This is a genomic window from Pseudomonas petroselini (assembly GCF_045037875.1).
In the GTDB taxonomy this organism is placed as follows: Bacteria; Pseudomonadota; Gammaproteobacteria; order Pseudomonadales; family Pseudomonadaceae; genus Aquipseudomonas; species Aquipseudomonas petroselini.
In genome coordinates, this window is the sequence record NZ_CP173614.1 from 3,962,860 (window position 1) to 3,979,071 (window position 16,212).

At 60.9% G+C, this 16,212-nt stretch carries 14 protein-coding genes; 12 read left to right on the forward strand and 2 right to left on the reverse strand.

Going from position 1 to position 16,212, the window contains the following annotated elements; translation table 11 throughout:
* Positions 1 to 177 precede the first annotated feature (177 nt).
* Complete coding sequence (locus tag ACI512_RS18190; protein WP_236380337.1) at positions 178 to 1,035, forward strand: SDR family oxidoreductase; 858 nt, start codon at positions 178 to 180, stop codon at positions 1,033 to 1,035.
* A gap of 411 nt (positions 1,036 to 1,446) precedes the next feature.
* On the opposite strand, the gene xerC is transcribed toward ACI512_RS18190, so the two are convergent.
* Both xerC and ACI512_RS18200 read right to left on the reverse strand, forming a co-directional pair.
* Positions 1,447 to 2,361 (reverse strand): tyrosine recombinase XerC, encoded by a 915-nt coding sequence (gene xerC, locus ACI512_RS18195; RefSeq protein ID WP_236380336.1) that lies wholly within the window; start codon positions 2,359 to 2,361, stop codon positions 1,447 to 1,449.
* A gap of 108 nt (positions 2,362 to 2,469) precedes the next feature.
* Entirely contained in the window at positions 2,470 to 3,294 is an 825-nt protein-coding gene (locus ACI512_RS18200; RefSeq protein WP_236380335.1) for a M949_RS01915 family surface polysaccharide biosynthesis protein, read from the reverse strand.
* A gap of 413 nt (positions 3,295 to 3,707) precedes the next feature.
* On the opposite strand from ACI512_RS18200, the gene arnC reads away from it, so the two are divergent.
* From arnC to ACI512_RS18255, 11 genes are all read left to right on the forward strand, one after another.
* Positions 3,708 to 4,733, forward strand: coding sequence for an undecaprenyl-phosphate 4-deoxy-4-formamido-L-arabinose transferase (gene arnC, locus ACI512_RS18205; RefSeq protein WP_012724222.1), 1,026 nt, complete (start codon positions 3,708 to 3,710; stop codon positions 4,731 to 4,733).
* Between the two features lie 2 nt (positions 4,734 to 4,735).
* Entirely contained in the window at positions 4,736 to 6,727 is a 1,992-nt protein-coding gene (gene arnA / locus ACI512_RS18210) for a bifunctional UDP-4-amino-4-deoxy-L-arabinose formyltransferase/UDP-glucuronic acid oxidase ArnA (RefSeq protein WP_046034157.1), read from the forward strand.
* Complete coding sequence (gene arnD / locus ACI512_RS18215) at positions 6,727 to 7,611, forward strand: 4-deoxy-4-formamido-L-arabinose-phosphoundecaprenol deformylase (RefSeq protein WP_236380333.1); 885 nt, start codon at positions 6,727 to 6,729, stop codon at positions 7,609 to 7,611. The genes arnA and arnD overlap by 1 nt, the downstream gene beginning before the upstream one ends.
* A complete protein-coding gene (gene arnT / locus ACI512_RS18220) occupies positions 7,608 to 9,263 on the forward strand; it encodes a lipid IV(A) 4-amino-4-deoxy-L-arabinosyltransferase (RefSeq protein ID WP_236380332.1) in 1,656 nt (551 codons plus the stop codon). The genes arnD and arnT overlap by 4 nt, the downstream gene beginning before the upstream one ends.
* Positions 9,260 to 9,607, forward strand: a complete 348-nt coding sequence (arnE, locus tag ACI512_RS18225) for a 4-amino-4-deoxy-L-arabinose-phosphoundecaprenol flippase subunit ArnE (RefSeq protein ID WP_012724218.1) — start codon at positions 9,260 to 9,262, stop codon at positions 9,605 to 9,607. Before arnT ends, arnE begins: the two co-directional genes overlap by 4 nt.
* Positions 9,604 to 10,017 carry a 4-amino-4-deoxy-L-arabinose-phosphoundecaprenol flippase subunit ArnF gene (arnF, locus tag ACI512_RS18230; RefSeq protein WP_093544495.1) on the forward strand — a complete coding sequence of 138 codons (414 nt, stop codon included), beginning with the start codon at positions 9,604 to 9,606 and terminating at the stop codon, positions 10,015 to 10,017. The genes arnE and arnF overlap by 4 nt, the downstream gene beginning before the upstream one ends.
* Positions 10,014 to 11,405 (forward strand): UDP-glucose/GDP-mannose dehydrogenase family protein, encoded by a 1,392-nt coding sequence (locus tag ACI512_RS18235; RefSeq protein WP_236380331.1) that lies wholly within the window; start codon positions 10,014 to 10,016, stop codon positions 11,403 to 11,405. Before arnF ends, ACI512_RS18235 begins: the two co-directional genes overlap by 4 nt.
* A gap of 3 nt (positions 11,406 to 11,408) precedes the next feature.
* Positions 11,409 to 13,031 (forward strand): glycosyltransferase family 39 protein, encoded by a 1,623-nt coding sequence (locus ACI512_RS18240; RefSeq protein ID WP_236380330.1) that lies wholly within the window; start codon positions 11,409 to 11,411, stop codon positions 13,029 to 13,031.
* A 168-nt stretch (positions 13,032 to 13,199) separates the two neighbouring features.
* Positions 13,200 to 13,436 carry a type VI secretion system contractile sheath small subunit gene (locus ACI512_RS18245; RefSeq protein ID WP_231809579.1) on the forward strand — a complete coding sequence of 79 codons (237 nt, stop codon included), beginning with the start codon at positions 13,200 to 13,202 and terminating at the stop codon, positions 13,434 to 13,436.
* Positions 13,437 to 13,611: 175 nt separating this feature from the next.
* Positions 13,612 to 14,322 carry an HPP family protein gene (locus ACI512_RS18250; protein WP_064055117.1) on the forward strand — a complete coding sequence of 237 codons (711 nt, stop codon included), beginning with the start codon at positions 13,612 to 13,614 and terminating at the stop codon, positions 14,320 to 14,322.
* Between the two features lie 279 nt (positions 14,323 to 14,601).
* Positions 14,602 to 16,212: an acyl-CoA dehydrogenase family protein gene (locus ACI512_RS18255; protein ID WP_236380329.1), complete on the forward strand. Its 1,611-nt coding sequence runs from the start codon at positions 14,602 to 14,604 to the stop codon at positions 16,210 to 16,212.

Genomic DNA, 16,212 nt, shown 5'->3' on the forward strand with positions numbered 1-16,212 from the left:
GCCAGGTACGCCCACGGATAAATCCCGCGCGGGTGACCATCGTTGGGCAGTGGAAATACCGTTTTTGCAAAAGCTCAAAGCTAACCACTCGTCGGGCTTCGACGGCATCCGTTACAACTATCGACTAGCGGGTAACTACTAATCCCATAGCCCCTTTGCACACCTATGGAGATTGATATGACTGATTACCCTCGCCCACCCTTCGCCCCTCAAGCTCAAGCTGTTCCGGGTACGCAGAAAAAAATGGACCCGTATCCCGATTGCGGCGAGAAAAGCTACAGGGGCTCCGGCCGACTCGCCAACAAGATCGCCCTGATCACCGGGGCCGACAGCGGCATCGGGCGCGCCGTGGCCATCGCCTTTGCCCGTGAAGGCGCCGACGTGGCCATCGCTTATCTGGATGAGCATGAGGATGCTCAGGAAACCGCACGCTGGGTCGAAGAAGCCGGTCGCCAATGCCTGTTGCTGCCGGGTGATATTGCGCAGAAAAGCGTGTGTCAGTCGTTGGTGGACAAAACAGTCGAGCAGTTCGGCCGCATCGACGTGCTGGTGAACAATGCCGCGTTCCAGATGAGCCACGAAACCCTCGAGGAAATCGAGGACGAGGAATGGGTGAAAACCTTCGATATCAACATCACGGCGATGTTTCGCATCTGCAAGGCGGCCTTGCCACATATGAAGGCCGGCAGTTCGATCATCAACACCAGCTCGGTCAACTCCGACATGCCCAAGCCGACGCTGCTGGCCTATGCCGCCACCAAAGGCGCGATTGCCAACTTCACCGGTGGCTTGGCGCAGTTGCTTGGTAGCAAAGGTATTCGGGTCAACAGTGTGGCTCCGGGGCCGATCTGGACGCCGCTGATTGTGGCGACGATGCCGGATGAGGACGTGAAGAGCTTTGGCAGCGAAACCCCGCTGGGGCGTCCGGGCCAACCGGTGGAAGTCGCGCCGATTTATGTGCTGTTGGCGTCGGATGAGGCCAGCTACATTTCGGGTTCGCGTTATGCGGTGACTGGCGGTAAGCCGATCCTCTAATGCCTCACTGTGCCTGCGAAGGCGGCCTCACAGCCGCCCTGGATGTTGGATTAGACGGAGTACATATCCGTTATTTAGGTAGCGGCTGCTATGGGTTCCGCCCTTACGGCGGGTCACTTTTGGAAAAGCGCCAAAAGTAACCAAAAACGCTTCGCCCCAACACTCGGCACCTCGCCTAGGCTCGGTGTGCCCTCACTCCGGCTTGAATCCGTGGGCCGCCGCCACGCGCCATCCATGGCGCGGGGCGGCTAACCCGGCGTCCTGCCGGGTTACCCACGGATTCAAGCCTGCGTTCGGCCAGCGTGTTTGACGGGGCGCCCCAGATCAAGATCAAGATCAAAAGCAAGAGCACGGCGGCCTGGTAGCCGACCTGAGTGGTTGAAGCAAAAGCAGCTTCTACAGGGGATTGTCCTACAGGTCGAACCGATCCACCGCGCGCCGCCGCTCATTGTCGTCGCGCACGTCATAGCTGGCGGTGGTCTGGATGTTGGTGTGGTGCGCCAGTTTCTGCGCAATCGACAGGTCATGCTCCTCGATAACCCGTGTGATGAACGAGCGGCGGAAGTCATGGGGCATGATCTTCACGCCTACTTGCTCGCCGCGTTGGCGGGCAATGTAATAAATCGCATGTTTGGTGATGCGTTCACGGGTGATGTGGCTGCCCCGGCGGATGCGGTTGAACAGGAAGTTGTCATCCTGTTCACCTTCCTTGAGTTGCTCACGCCGAAATGCAAGCCATGCCTGCAGCTTGGCGAATGCCCAGTCCGGTGCGTATTTGATCAGCTCCTTGTTACCCTTGCCGATTACCCGCAGGCTGCGTTCTTCGAAATTGATCTGCGCCAGGTCAAGGTTGACCGACTCCGATTTGCGCATGCCAGAGCCGTACAGAATGCCGATCACCGCTGCATCCCGCAGGCCCTGGGGGCGTGGGTCGGCGGCGCAGACTTCCATCATTTCGCGGATCAGGCTGCGCCGCAGGTTGCGGCCCTGGCCCAGGCGCGAGCCCGGCGTGGCCTTGACGGTGCGCATGCGTAACAGGTGTTCCTGGCTGATCAGGTTCAGGCGCCAGGCTTCGTTCATCACCCCGCGCACGGCATTCACGTACAACGACGAGGTATTGGGCGCATAGCCGTCTTCGCGCAAGGCGGCGACCAGGGCGATCACGTGTTCGGGTTGCAGCAGGTGCCAGTCGATGTCTTCGAGGTTGATGTCTTCGAAGCCCAGGCGGTCGGCCGCATCTTGCAGCACGTAGCGCATGGTCAGTTGGCTTGAGGGTGCCAGGCGGGTGAGGTAAAGGGTCAGCGGGTTGCGGATAGACTCAGTCAAGGTAGATCAGCCTTTGGATTAAATAACTCGAACAAGCCTTTGTTTAATCGAGCTATTTAGTGAATTGGCGAAGGCCGAGTCTAACCCAGTGCCAGCCTTCGCACAAAATCATGGGGCCGTGTCGTCTTCCTCAGTAGGCTCCTGGGGCTGGACCTGGGTCTGGCTCCATTCGCTGTCCTGCTTCTGCATCAGCACGAACCAGTGCTGGCGCATGAACGTCAGGTACGCCTCAGGCGCCTTGGCGAAATCTCTCTCGTCGCCATAACACCCCGGCAACGGCAACTCGGTGCCCTGCTCCTTGTACTGGCTGACCAGCGCCTGCTGCCCGGCCACGCTGCAATCCTTGGGCAGCGGCATGCCACGCAAGGCGCCGGCCTCTTCGTCCCACCAGGCCGCGCCGACCCGGTCGACACCGCGCAGACGGTACTTCTGCGACTTGCCGACATGCATGATCAGCTTGAACTCATTGGGGCTGACATCGCTGGTGCAGGTGCGCGAATAGCCCACCGTGGCCTGGGTGATGCCATCGCCGGTGAGGTCGGTGACCTTGGTCGCGGCCCTGTCAAAGCGCAGCGAGGCGTCGAATTCGCAATGCTGCACATCGTCGTAGAGCATCCACACGCGCTTGGGGCGGTTGCCGTCGATCAGGTACTGGGCCGCATACACGAACGCCGACTGAGTGCCGTCGTCGTCGCGCTCGCTGATTTGCTCGGCGAGCACCAGCAGGTTCTTGCCTTGTTTATCGTCCCAGGTATAGGCGGCGATCTGCTTGCCGCGTACTTCAACACCGTCCGGCACCTGGTCAATGCTGGTGAGCGCCACCCCGTCATCGGCCTGGACCGTCGTGACACACGCCACGCTCATCAACAACCCGATCAACGATCCCATCAAAGCAGGCCGCAACTGGCCGCGTAAAAGCTGCACGCTATTCATCCGATCACCCTGGCAAGAGACGGCTTACTTTACCGGCACTTGGGACGCATTGCAGAGAAGATTCTTCACTTAAATTTCCTGGCCGAGCGTGCGCGCCCGCGTTAAACCAAACGTCCTACAAACAGTTCCCATTTCGCCAGCCAACTAAAGCCTACAGGCCCCTAGTTGTTTAGCTGAACCCTAGCTGTCTACCTGTCAAATAAACGAGTTTTTCATCTGCCTTTCATATCTGTTCCACATTTTTACGCTTAATCTTTAGCGCAGTACTTCATAGCAAACCGCGCTATATCGTCTAACCTCTTGATTACGCTTCACCTTTGGCGCCGTTTTTTTAATCCGCGGTCTGGACTTTCGCCCAATGATTGCTGCTGTTTTCACGCTCCAAGTTGCTCTAACCCCGAGGTCATGAATCTTTGAAACCCTACCCTATTCATTGCGTGTCGATCGTAATCCCGGTCTACAACGAACAAGAGAGCCTGCCTGAATTGCTGCGCCGTACCACCGCAGCCTGCAAGCAACTGGCCTACGAATACGAAATCATCCTGGTCGATGACGGTAGCCGCGACAATTCAGCCCAACTGCTGGAGGACGCCGCCGCTGAAGACGGCAGCAACGTGGTGGCGGTGATCCTCAACCGTAACTACGGCCAGCATGCAGCGATCATGGCCGGTTTCGAGCAATGCCGAGGCGACGTGGTGATCACCCTCGACGCGGACCTGCAAAACCCGCCCGAAGAGATCCCGCGCCTGGTCGAACAAGCCGCCCTGGGCTACGACGTGGTCGCCACCGTGCGCAACAATCGCCAGGACTCGGCCTTCCGCCGCTGGCCGTCGCGCCTGATCAACCTGGCCGTGCAGCGCTCCACCGGCGTGGCCATGACCGACTACGGCTGCATGCTGCGCGCCTACCGCCGCACCATCGTCGACGCGATGCTCGCCTGCCGCGAACGCAGCACCTTTATCCCGATCCTGGCCAACGGCTTTGCCCGTCACACCACCGAGATCCTGGTACACCACGCCGAGCGTGAGCACGGCGAATCCAAATACAGCGCCATGCGCCTGATCAGCCTGATGTTCGACCTGCTGACGTGCATGACCACCACCCCGCTGCGCCTGCTGTCCATCGTCGGCTTCAGCCTGGCGGCGCTGGGCATGCTGTTTGCCTTCGCGTTGATCGTCATGCGCCTGGCTTTCGGTGCCGACTGGGCCGGTGACGGCTTGTTCGTGCTGTTCGCCGTGCTGTTCGTCTTTACCGGCGGCCAGTTCATCGGGATGGGCCTGTTGGGTGAATACCTGGGCCGCATGTACAGCGATGTGCGTGCCCGCCCGCGCTTCTTTATCGAAAAAGTGCTGCGCAACCAACCGGCAGCACCGGCTCCCGTGGTCGTCGTTGACGGCCTGGTGTCCTCCCATACCTCTACTTCTGCTGATCAGGTCTAAACATGAGTTCAAAAGCTGTTGTATTCGCGTATCACGATATTGGTTGTGCAGGCATCGAAGCGCTGCTCAATACCGGTTACGACATTGCCGCTGTGTTCACCCATGCCGATGACCCGAAGGAAAACAACTTCTACGGTTCCGTCGCCCAGTTGTGTGCGCGCAATGGTATCCCGGTGCACGCTCCGGAAGACGCCAACCACCCGCTGTGGATCGAGCGCATCGCCAAGCTGAACCCGGACTACCTCTTCTCGTTCTACTACCGCAACCTGCTGAGCGAGCCGCTGCTGGCCACGGCGCGCAAAGGCGCGTTCAACCTGCACGGCTCGTTGTTGCCTAAATACCGTGGCCGCGCCCCGGCCAACTGGGTGCTGGTCAACGGTGAAACCGAAACCGGCGTGACTTTGCACCGCATGGTCAAGCGTGCCGATGCCGGCGCGATCCTGGCCCAGCAGAAAGTCATCATCGAGCGCAGCGACACCGGCCTGACCCTGCACGCCAAACTGCGCGACGCCGCCAGCAACCTGCTGCGCGACGCCCTGCCGCAACTGGCCCAAGGCAAACTGGCGGAAACCGCCCAGGATGAAAGCCAGGCCACCTACTTCGGTCGCCGCACCGCTGCCGATGGCAAGTTGGAGTGGAAAAAACCGGCTGAGGAACTGTTCAACCTGGTGCGCGCCGTGACCCAACCTTACCCAGGTGCCTTCTGCGCCGTGGGCGAGCACAAGCTAATCGTGTGGCAGGCCGACGTGGTCAAGGGCAACGAAGGCCTGGCGCCGGGCCGTGTGATCAGCGTCAACCCGCTGCGTATCGCGTGCGGTGAAGACTCCCTGGTGATCAAGTTCGGCCAGCGCAACGACAACGGCCTGTACCTGGCCGGCCCGTCCCTGGCCAACGAATTGGGCCTGGTCGACGGTTCCGTGCTGCGCGGCGCCGAGTCCGGCCGCAAACCGCGCCGTACCCGCGTGCTGATCCTGGGCGTGAACGGCTTTATCGGTAACCACCTGTCCGAGCGCCTGTTGCGTGACGACCGCTACGAAGTCTACGGACTGGACATCGGCTCCGACGCCATCGAGCGCCTGCGCAGCCACCCGAACTTCCATTACGTCGAAGGCGATATCAGCATCCACACCGAGTGGATCGAGTACCACATCAAGAAATGCGACGTGGTCCTGCCGCTCGTGGCCATCGCCACACCCATCGAATACACCCGCAATCCGCTGCGCGTGTTCGAACTGGACTTCGAAGAAAACCTCAAGCTGGTGCGCTACTGCGTCAAGTACAACAAGCGCGTGATCTTCCCGTCGACCTCCGAAGTCTATGGCATGTGCCAGGACCAGTACTTCGACGAAGACACCTCCAACCTGGTGGTTGGCCCGGTCAACAAGCAGCGCTGGATCTACTCGGTTTCCAAGCAACTGCTGGACCGCGTGATCTGGGCCTACGGCGCCAAGGGCCTGAACTTCACCCTGTTCCGTCCCTTCAACTGGATGGGCCCGCGCCTGGACCGCCTGGACTCGGCACGCATCGGCAGCTCCCGCGCCATCACCCAGCTGATCCTCAACCTGGTGGAAGGCACGCCGATCCGCCTGTTCGACGGTGGTGAGCAGAAGCGTTGCTTCACCGACATCGCCGATGGCATCGAAGCCCTGGCCCGCATCATTGATAACGACAATGACGCGTGCAATGGCCAGATCATCAACATCGGCAACCCGGAAAACGAAGCCAGCATCCGCCAGTTGGGCGAAGAGCTGCTGCGTCAGTTCGAAGCGCACCCGCTGCGTGGCAACTTCCCGCCGTTCGCCGGTTTCCGCGATGTCGAAAGCAAAGCGTTCTACGGCACCGGTTACCAGGACGTGGCGCACCGCAAGCCAAGCATCGAAAACGCCAAGCGCCTGCTGAACTGGGAGCCGACCGTGGAGATGAGCGAAACCATCGGCAACACGCTGGACTTCTTCCTGCGTGAAGCCATGCTTGAAATCGCGGACAAAAAGTAATGGAGGCAGGTCTTCGCATCGACGTCGACACCTACCGTGGCACCCGTGAAGGTGTGCCGCGGTTGCTCGAAACCCTGGATGAAGCTGGGGTAAAAGCGACGTTCTTCTTCAGTGTCGGGCCGGACAACATGGGGCGCCACCTGTGGCGCCTGATCCGCCCGCAGTTCCTGTGGAAGATGCTGCGTTCCAACGCCGTGGGCTTGTATGGCCTGGACATTTTGCTGGCCGGCACGGCCTGGCCAGGCAAGCCGATCGGCCGCGACCTGGGGCACTTGATGCGCCAGGCCAAGGCGGCCGGGCATGAAGTCGGCCTGCACGCCTGGGATCACCATGGCTGGCAAGCCAACACCGGGCGTTGGAGCGAAGCGCAGCTGGTCGAGCAGATTCGACGCGGCGTGGAGACCCTGAGCGACATCCTCGGCGAACGCATCGACTGTTCAGCGGCCGCCGGTTGGCGCGCCGATGAACGCGTCGTGCAAGCCAAGCAAGGGTTCAACTTTCGCTACAACAGCGATTGCCGGGGCACCAGCCTGTTTCGTCCAACCCTGGTCGATGGCAGCGCGGGCACCCCACAAATTCCGGTGGACCTGCCGACCTTCGACGAAGTCGTCGGGCCGGTGGTAGCTGCCAAAGACTTCAACACCTTCATCCTCGACCGCTTTGGCGCGTCGAAGCTCAACGTCTACACGATCCACGCAGAAGTAGAAGGGATTCTGATGGCCAATGATTTTCGCCAGTTGCTCGCCCAGGCAGGGCAGCGCGGCATCGACTTCAAACCCCTGGGCGACCTGTTGCCTGCCGACCTGACCTCCCTGCCCCAGCAACAGCTGGTGCGCGGCGCCTTGCCCGGCCGCGAGGGCTGGCTCGGAGTGCAGCAGGCATGATCCGCCGTTGGGCCCTGCCCCTGCTCCTGTTGGCGTTTGGCGTGTTTTACCTGCTGCCATTGGCCACCCACGGCCTGTGGATCCCGGATGAAACCCGCTACGCACAGATCAGCCAGGAAATGCTGCTGACCGGCAAGTGGGCGTCGCCGCACTTCATGGGCATCCGCTACTTCGAGAAACCGGCGGCGGGCTACTGGATGATCGCGCTGGGCCAGGCGATCTTCGGGCAGAACCTGTTCGGTGTGCGGTTTGCGTCCGCCTTGAGCACCGGCTTGAGCATCCTGCTGGTGTACCTGGTATCGCGCCGGCTGTGGAATGACCCGCAGAAAAGCCTGGTCAGCACCGTGCTCTACATGAGCTTTGTCAGCGTCGCGGCGCTGGGCGGCTACGCCAACCTCGATCCGCAGTTCACCTTCTGGGTCAACCTGACCGGCGTGGCCTTGTGGTTTTGCTTCGACAGCACCACGCGCAGCGGGCGGCTGGGGGCCTGGGCGCTGCTGGGCCTGGCCTGTGGCATGGGCTTCATGACCAAGGGTTTCCTGGCCTGGTTGCTGCCGGTGTTGATCGCCCTGCCCTACGCGATCTGGCAGAAGCGTTTTCGTGAGCTGCTGGGCTACGGCGTGGTCGCCGTGGTGGTGGCGATTGTCGTCAGCCTGCCATGGGCGCTGGCCGTTCACCTGCAAGAGCCCGACTACTGGAACTTCTTCTTCTGGCACGAGCATATTCAACGTTTTGCCGGCGACGACGCTCAGCACGCCGAGCCGTTCTGGTATTACCTACCGCTGCTGGTTGCGTTCTGCCTGCCGTGGGTGGCGTTGTTGCCGTCCACGCTCAAACAGGCTTGGCTGGACAAACGCAGCGCAAAAATCGGCTTTGTGTTGCTGTGGCTGTTGATGCCGCTGGCATTCTTCAGCCTGGCCAAGGGCAAGTTGCCTTCCTACATCATGCCGTGCCTGCTGCCGCTGGCGTTGCTGATGGGCAACACCCTGGCCGACAAACTGGCCCAGGGCCGTTACCGTGCATTGCGTATCAACGGCTGGCTGAACCTGATCATTGGCGTAGTGGTGCTGCTGGCGCTGAGCTGGTTCCAACTGAAAAAACCGGTGTACGAACACGGGCAGGAAACCCTCAGCCTGGTGCTGGTGTTCACCTTCCTGTTCGGCTGGATCCTGGTCAACCTGCTGCAGGCCGCCCAGCCATCGCGCCTGTGGGCGGCGCCGATTCTCGGCAGCTGGCTGATGGTCGCCCTGTTGCCGGCCGCGTTGCCGCACTCGGTGGTGTACAACAAGACCCCTGATCAATTCATCATCGACCACCTGCAGGAACTGCAACCTGCCACCGCCTTGCTGAGCAATGACCTGGGCGCGGCGTCCGCGCTGTCGTGGCGCCTGGCACGCCCGGACGTGACGCTCTACAACACCGTCGGCGAAGTCAAATACGGCCTCGCCTACCCGGATGCCGGCCATCACAAGGTGGATGTCACCCAGGTCCAGCAGTGGATGACCGAGGCGCGCAAACAAGGCGCGGTCGGCGTGGTGATGCGCGTCAAAGGCGACGACGAAGTGGCCGAAGTGGCATTGCTGCCCACCGACGGCAAGCGCTATGAACAAGGCAATATCGTGATTCTGATCTTCCCGCAGGTGACGCCTTGATCACCCTGCTGCTGTTACTGGCTGCGTGCCTGCTGACCTGCATGGGCCAGGTATCGCAGAAGTTCGCCGTGGAAAGCTGGCGCGACCTGCCGGAGGGCTGGGCACTGAAACTGCGTTCGCCGTGGTTGTGGTCGGCGCTGGTATGCCTGGGCCTGGGCCTGCTGGTGTGGCTGCTGGTGTTGCAGCGCCTGGAGGTGGGTATTGCGTACCCGATGCTCAGCCTCAATTTTGTGCTGGTCACGCTGGTGGCGCGGTTTGTCTTTCATGAACCCATTGATGCCCGCCATTGGCTGGGTGTGGCGTTGGTGATCAGCGGTGTCGTGCTGCTGGGGCGTCACGTATGAGCCGGGTCCAAGGGTTTGCCCTGGCCCTGGGCAGCGTCGGCTTGGTCAGTGCCGCCCAGCTGGGGATGCGCTGGAGCATGACGCGCCTGCCGCTGCCCAGCGAATGGCTGGACGCGTTCACCCACAACAGCATCGACCTGGGTGCGCTCGGCATGGTGATCCTGGCGATCCTGGCCTACGCGCTGTCGATGCTCTGCTGGCTCGGCGCGCTCAAACACCTGCCGCTGGGCCGTGCCTATTCACTGTTGAGCATCAGCTACGCCCTGGTCTATCTGCTGGCGGCCAGCCTGCCGGTGTTCAACGAAGATTTTTCGGTTTCAAAAACCCTGGGGGTGGCGCTTGTCATCCTCGGTGTGCTGGTTATCAACTCTCGCCGTGCTAGCGCTACAAGTCCCAGGAATGCCCCATGAAAATCAGTGTATTTGGTAGTGGTTACGTCGGTCTGGTGCAGGCCACCGTATTGGCCGAAGTCGGTCACGATGTCATCTGCATGGACGTTGACAAAAACAAGGTCGAGTCTTTACAGAAAGGCCATGTGACGATCTTCGAGCCGGGGCTGGCAGCGATGGTCAAGGAAAACCTGGAAAGCGGGCGACTGCACTTTACCCATGACGAGAAACTCGCGGTCGAACACGGCGAAGTGCTGTTTATCGCCGTGGGCACGCCCTCGGATGAGGACGGTTCGGCGGACCTGAAGTACGTGCTGTCAGTGGGCGATGCGGTCGCCCGTCACCGCCAGGAGCCAGTGATCCTGGTGGAAAAATCCACCGTGCCCGTCGGCACCGGCGACACCCTGCGCGCACATATCGAAAAAGCCTTGCACCTGGCCGGCCGGCACTTGGACTTCGATATCGTCTCCAACCCGGAATTCCTCAAGGAAGGCTCGGCCGTGGCCGACTGCCGCCGCCCGGACCGCATCATCATCGGCTGTGAGCGCGAAGAAGTGCGCGACGTGATGCGCGACCTGTACGCACCGTTCAACCGCAACCATGACCGCATCATCTTCATGGACCTGCGCAGCGCCGAGCTGACCAAATACGCCGCCAACTGCATGCTGGCGACCAAGATCAGCTTTATCAACCAGATCGCAGAACTCGCCGAACACCTGGGGGCGGACATCGAAGCCGTGCGCCTGGGCATCGGTGCCGACTCGCGCATCGGCTACCACTTTATCTACCCCGGCTGCGGCTACGGCGGTTCGTGCTTCCCCAAGGACATGCGCGCCCTGATCCACAGCGCCAAGCAAGCCAACTGCTCCAGCGACCTGCTTGAAGCCGTGGAAGCCATCAACCAACGCCAGAAGAGCAAGCTGTTCGAACGCATCAATGCGTTCTTCAAGGGCGACCTGCGCGGCAAGACCTTCGCCTTGTGGGGCCTGGCGTTCAAGCCCAACACCGACGACATGCGCGATGCACCCAGCCGTGTGCTGATGGAAGCCTTGTGGGCCGCCGGCGCCCATGTACGTGCGTTCGACCCGGAAGCCATGCAGGAAACCCAGCGTATCTACGGCGATGATCCACGCCTGATGCTGATGGGTACGCCGGAATCCACCTTGGGCGGCGCCGATGCGCTGATCGTCTGCACCGAATGGCAACAGTTCAAGGCGCCGGACTTCGACTTGATCCACCAGCGCCTGAAAACCCCGGTGATCTTTGACGGCCGTAACCTCTACGACGGCGAACGCCTGGCGCGCAGAGGGTTCCAGTATTACCCGATCGGCCGTGGCGACTCCTGCCAGTTGCCGATTCCCCAGCAGCAGTGGGTGGCTCAAGTGGCAAAACAGGTCGTGGAAGCCTGATACGTGAACAAAGACCGACCGCCCCTGTTAAGCCCAGCGATCCGCCGCCAATCCCTCGGTTTGGGATTGCTGGCGCTGCTGCTGTTTATCGCCGGCAGCTGGCACCAGGCGATCATTGGCTTCGACTCACGCTTCGTGCTGTTTGCTCAGGAGATGCTGCGCCACGGCCCAGGCTTTTTCCCCACCACCTATGGGCAGCCTTATGCGGATTACCTGGCCACCTCGACGCTGCTGACGTGGCTGCTGTCAGTGCCGCTGGGCCAGGTCACCAGCCTTACCGCCTGGCTGCCCACGGCGATGGCGTCGGCAGTCATCGTCATGCTGGTGTATCGCCTGACGGCGCCCTACTCCCAGCGTTGGGGCTTGCTGAGCATTGCGATGCTGTTGCTGAGCAGCAGCTTTATCAGCGAAACCCGCGCGGTGTCCCTCGACCAGATGCTGGCCGCCATCGCCCTGGCGGTGTTTTACCTGGGTTATGCCCACGATCACTTTGGGGCGGGTAAACGTCTGCACTGGATTTACCTGTTGCTGATCGTCGGCTTTGCGATCCGTGGGCCGATTGGCCTGGTGATTCCGACCGGCGTGCTGTGCAGCTATTACCTGATCAACCGCCAATGGCGGCAACTGTTCAGCTTCGGTTTGTTGGCACTGGCATTGCTGGTGGCGTGCGTTGGCCTGCTGTTGCTGATGGCCAAGCTCAGCGGCGGCGAGCGCTTCATGCAGGACGTGATTCGCATGCAGTTCCTCGGGCGTATGGATGGCAGCGAAGGCTCCAGCGGCGTGCTGTATTACTTCACCAGCTCCCTGGGCAACTACGCCCTGGCCTATCCCATGGCCGTGTTGGTGCTGCTGGCAATGGTGCTCAGCGGGCGCCGTGCGCCGGGGCCGGCGTTGCAGTTGGTGTGGTATTGCGCGGCCGCGGCCTTGCTGGTGATGCTTGGCCTGTCGATTCCCCAGGCGAAAAAGGCGCGTTATGTGCTGCCGATGTTGCCGATGGCGGCGATCATCGCGGCGTATCCGTTCCAAGTCGCACACGGGCGGCTCTTTGCCTGGCTGCGTGGGCTGATGCTGGTTATCTGGACGTTGCTGCCGACACTGTTGATCGCCGGCTTGCTGTTGGCGCGACCGCGCTATCCGGAGCAGTTGAGCCACCTCGGGTGGGTGCTCGGCGTGCTGGGGGCGCTGCAGGTATTGGCACTGTTGACGTTGTTCAAGATCCGCTGGCGCCCAGTCGGGCCAGCCTTTGCCGCGGTACTGGCGGTGTGGGCCACGTATATTCTGGTGGTCGAACCGCTGGAGCGCAGTGTCTACGACACACGCACGTTTACCCTGCAGGTGCATGAGCAGGTGATGCAGCAACGCGCGCCAGTGGTGTTGCACGGTCTGGGCAAAGACGCCAAGGCGATCAAATACATGGTCAACCTCGACTGCGACCAGGTGCCTTTGTTTACCCAGCAAACGGCCGACCTGAAGCCCATCCAAGGTCCCGCCTGGGTAGTGATGAGCGAAGCGGATTACGAAGGCCTGACGGACCCGCGTTTTCGCTCCATCACCCCGACCTTGGCCGGTGAATTCGACCGCAACCCTTACGTGCTGCTGCACTTGGTCAAAACCCCGCAACCTTGAGCCCTGCGCCGGCGCTCCCGGCGCAGAGAACTCCTACGTAGCTTTACGTAATGGCTGATGCCATTTCACTTTCCTGCGTCCAAAACCCGACTGTAAACTCGCCTGCGTGCGGTATTCATTTATCGCCACAGGTCATGGATTACAACAAGGACGTTGGAGGAGAGCACCGTGCCAGATAAAGTTTCGCTTGATCCCGCTGTTTCCTGGACCCGAGATGGGATGCCTTCGGGCTACCTACCCGTGCCGTCGCTGGATCGATTGATGGGGTTGCGTGATGCCCTGGTGGCGCTGAACGGGCCGCTGGCCAGTGAGCCAGGGCTACGGGAAAACCTACAAAGACGCTTTTTGGATGAAGACTTCAATAATCGCGTGCTGGGTAAAATGTGCAGCTCGCTGATCGGATAGCACCGTTACAATTCACTATTCTTGCATTCAACCCTCATTAATATGCATTGGCGCCCTGCTTCCCAGCTCGGCACACTGCACCTGTTCCTTCCCCCAAATGTTGGAACCTTCAAAGGGCTTTTCCGGGCGACCAGACAAGCCTTTTTTTTGCCCGCTGTTTATGGACGCCCTTTCAATGCTCGCTCGCTGGTTCCCTGCCGCTATCAACACCCGTCCCACCGAATGGAGTCGTGCCGCGATCGGCATGGCGCTGGGCACCCTGTTCAGTGTCTGGCTATGCGCCCAAGTATTTGGCATGGACGTCGCCCTGCATCTGCTTGGCCCTCTCGGCGCGTCGGCCGTGTTGTTGTTCGCGGTGTCATCAGGCGCTTTGGCGCAGCCGTGGTCGATCATCGGCAGCTACCTGTGCGCGGGTGTCCTGGCGTTGCTGGTGGCCCGCGTCCTCGGGCCTTCCCTGGGCGGCGCCTGCCTGGCGGCGGGCATGACGGTGGTGCTGATGTGCTGGTTGCGCTGCCTGCATCCGCCGGCCGGAGGCCTGGCCATGACGCTGGTGCTGGCCGACCCGGCCTCCGCCGCCTTGGGCTGGTATGAGTTGGGCGCGGTATTGCTGGGCGCCGGGGCCTTGCTGACGTGTGCACTGGCTTACAACAATGCCACGCGCACGCGCTACCCCAAGGGTGCCATCGAGTCCTCGCCGGTTATCTTGAACGATCCCAAGGCCGGTCGAGACCCCGCAATCACCGCTGCCGACCTGAAACTGGCGCTGGCTGAAATGGAGCAGTTCTACGATGTGGAACCTACGGCGCTGGAACAGTTGATCCACGCGGCGGAGACCCACGCCAGGCGCCGCAGTATTGGTGAGGTGCTAGCCAGTCGGGTGCCTTGAGAAGCGCCGCATCACACAATTATGTGCTTCGCACTTGCGATGAGAGACACGGCGACTAGAGTTTTAGAGTCACTTGATGTTGTCTGCTGTTCCCCTGAAGTCTGGATCTTCGTAAACCAGTAGCGAAGACATTGGATCGTCTGGCTAAAGAGTAGTGTTCACTGAGCGGTGATATCGACGGTGACTCCCTCGCTGTTTCCGTGATGGTGTGTAGTTCTGCAGGCTGGCCCTCTTGCTCAAGTGTTTCGAATTACCCGTTCGAACCTCGAGGGTTTTGTCATGGATGAACGTTTGCAGAAGCTGCTACGCACTACGTTGTTTGACGCCAGGCTGCGTTTTGACCTGCCACTCAGGGCCTACATGGACCTGACCATCAGGCGCATGCACACCATTTTCGATCACGGCATCATCAACAATGATATGTGGCTGGGCCAGCCCGCAGGTGCACGCTTCAGAGACCTGTGCGAGCTGATCGGCAGGATCGGCGCCTACGATTATGCCCTGTATTCTTCACTGGTCGACCACATGATCGCCGCCAACGCCTTGCTGACTCAGGGCAGCCCGGAGCAAGTGGCGCGATATCGCGATGACGTCATACAGATGCGTGCGGTGTATGCATTCGGCTGCACCGAAATCGCCAGCGGTACCGATGTGCGCAACCTCAAGACCACCGTGACGTACGACGTGCAAGGCCACTGCCTGATCCTCGACTCACCCTGCGCAGGTGCCTGTAAGTTCTGGATCGGCAACAGCCTCTACGCCGCTCAAGTGGTCATGGTGCTCGCGCGCTTGCAGGTGAACGGCGAAGAACAGGGTCACCACTGGTTCCGGGTGGTGATTCGCGACCGCGAGAACGGCCCTTTACGCCCAGGCGTCAGGGTCATGGCCTGTGACCCCAAGGGCGGCATTCATGCTAACCAAGTCGCCGGTTTGCGCTTTTGTCAGATGAAGCTCGAAACCGATGCGCTGTTGCAGCGCCACGCGCACTTCGCTGCCGATGGGCAATTCATCAGCGTTTTGCCTAAAAGCGAACGCTTTATCAACGCTCTGGAAACCTTCCTTCAGGAACGCCTGCTATTGATGGCTGCTTCCCGCCACGGGGCGGGGCTGAGCGCCCACCTGGCCTACCGGTTTGCCCGCCACCGCCAGGTACAGACCGGATCGACACTGGGTCCATTGCTGGCAAAGCCGCTGTTTCGTCAGCGCCTCTACAACGCGCAACTCAAGGCCTTGGCACTCAAGTACCTGGAACAGGCGATCCTCAACCGTTTCGTAGCGCAATGGCCCAATCCCGAACAGCGTAAGGCACTGCACATTCTCGCGGCCCTGAGCAAATGCATCGGCACCTGGATAGGCCTGGAAGTCATCGCTCAGTGCCGTGAGTTGTGTGGGTCGCAAGGTTTTCATCACTACAACCACCTTGTCACGATGCGCATGGACCTCGAGATCAGCCCAACGTTCGCCGGGGATAACAGTGTGATGGCTTACCAGGTCATCAAGGATGCGCTTACTCGACCACGGTTTGACGATCGGCAGCCGCGCAACCTGGGCCAGCAGATCGAACGACTGATCGTCCGACAATGCCGGCACGTCGATGACTTCTCGCACCAGCAGGCCGTGGGCCTCGCCTACGCCCGCGCGCTTGACCTGATCATCCGGGAAACCGAATCCCAGGCGCTCAACCCCGAGATCCAGCGCGACCTGATCAGCGTGTTTACGTCCTACCTGCATCCGTGGGGCCTTACCGGCGGTGTTGAGCCACGCGCCAGCACTGCACAGGTCATACGTCTGGCCGCAGGGTTGAAGCCCCCCAAAGTACTGGTCAACGCGCCTATCGCCGACGCCGACTACATCCAGCAATTCACCCGTGCGCTGTATGAGGAGCAATGA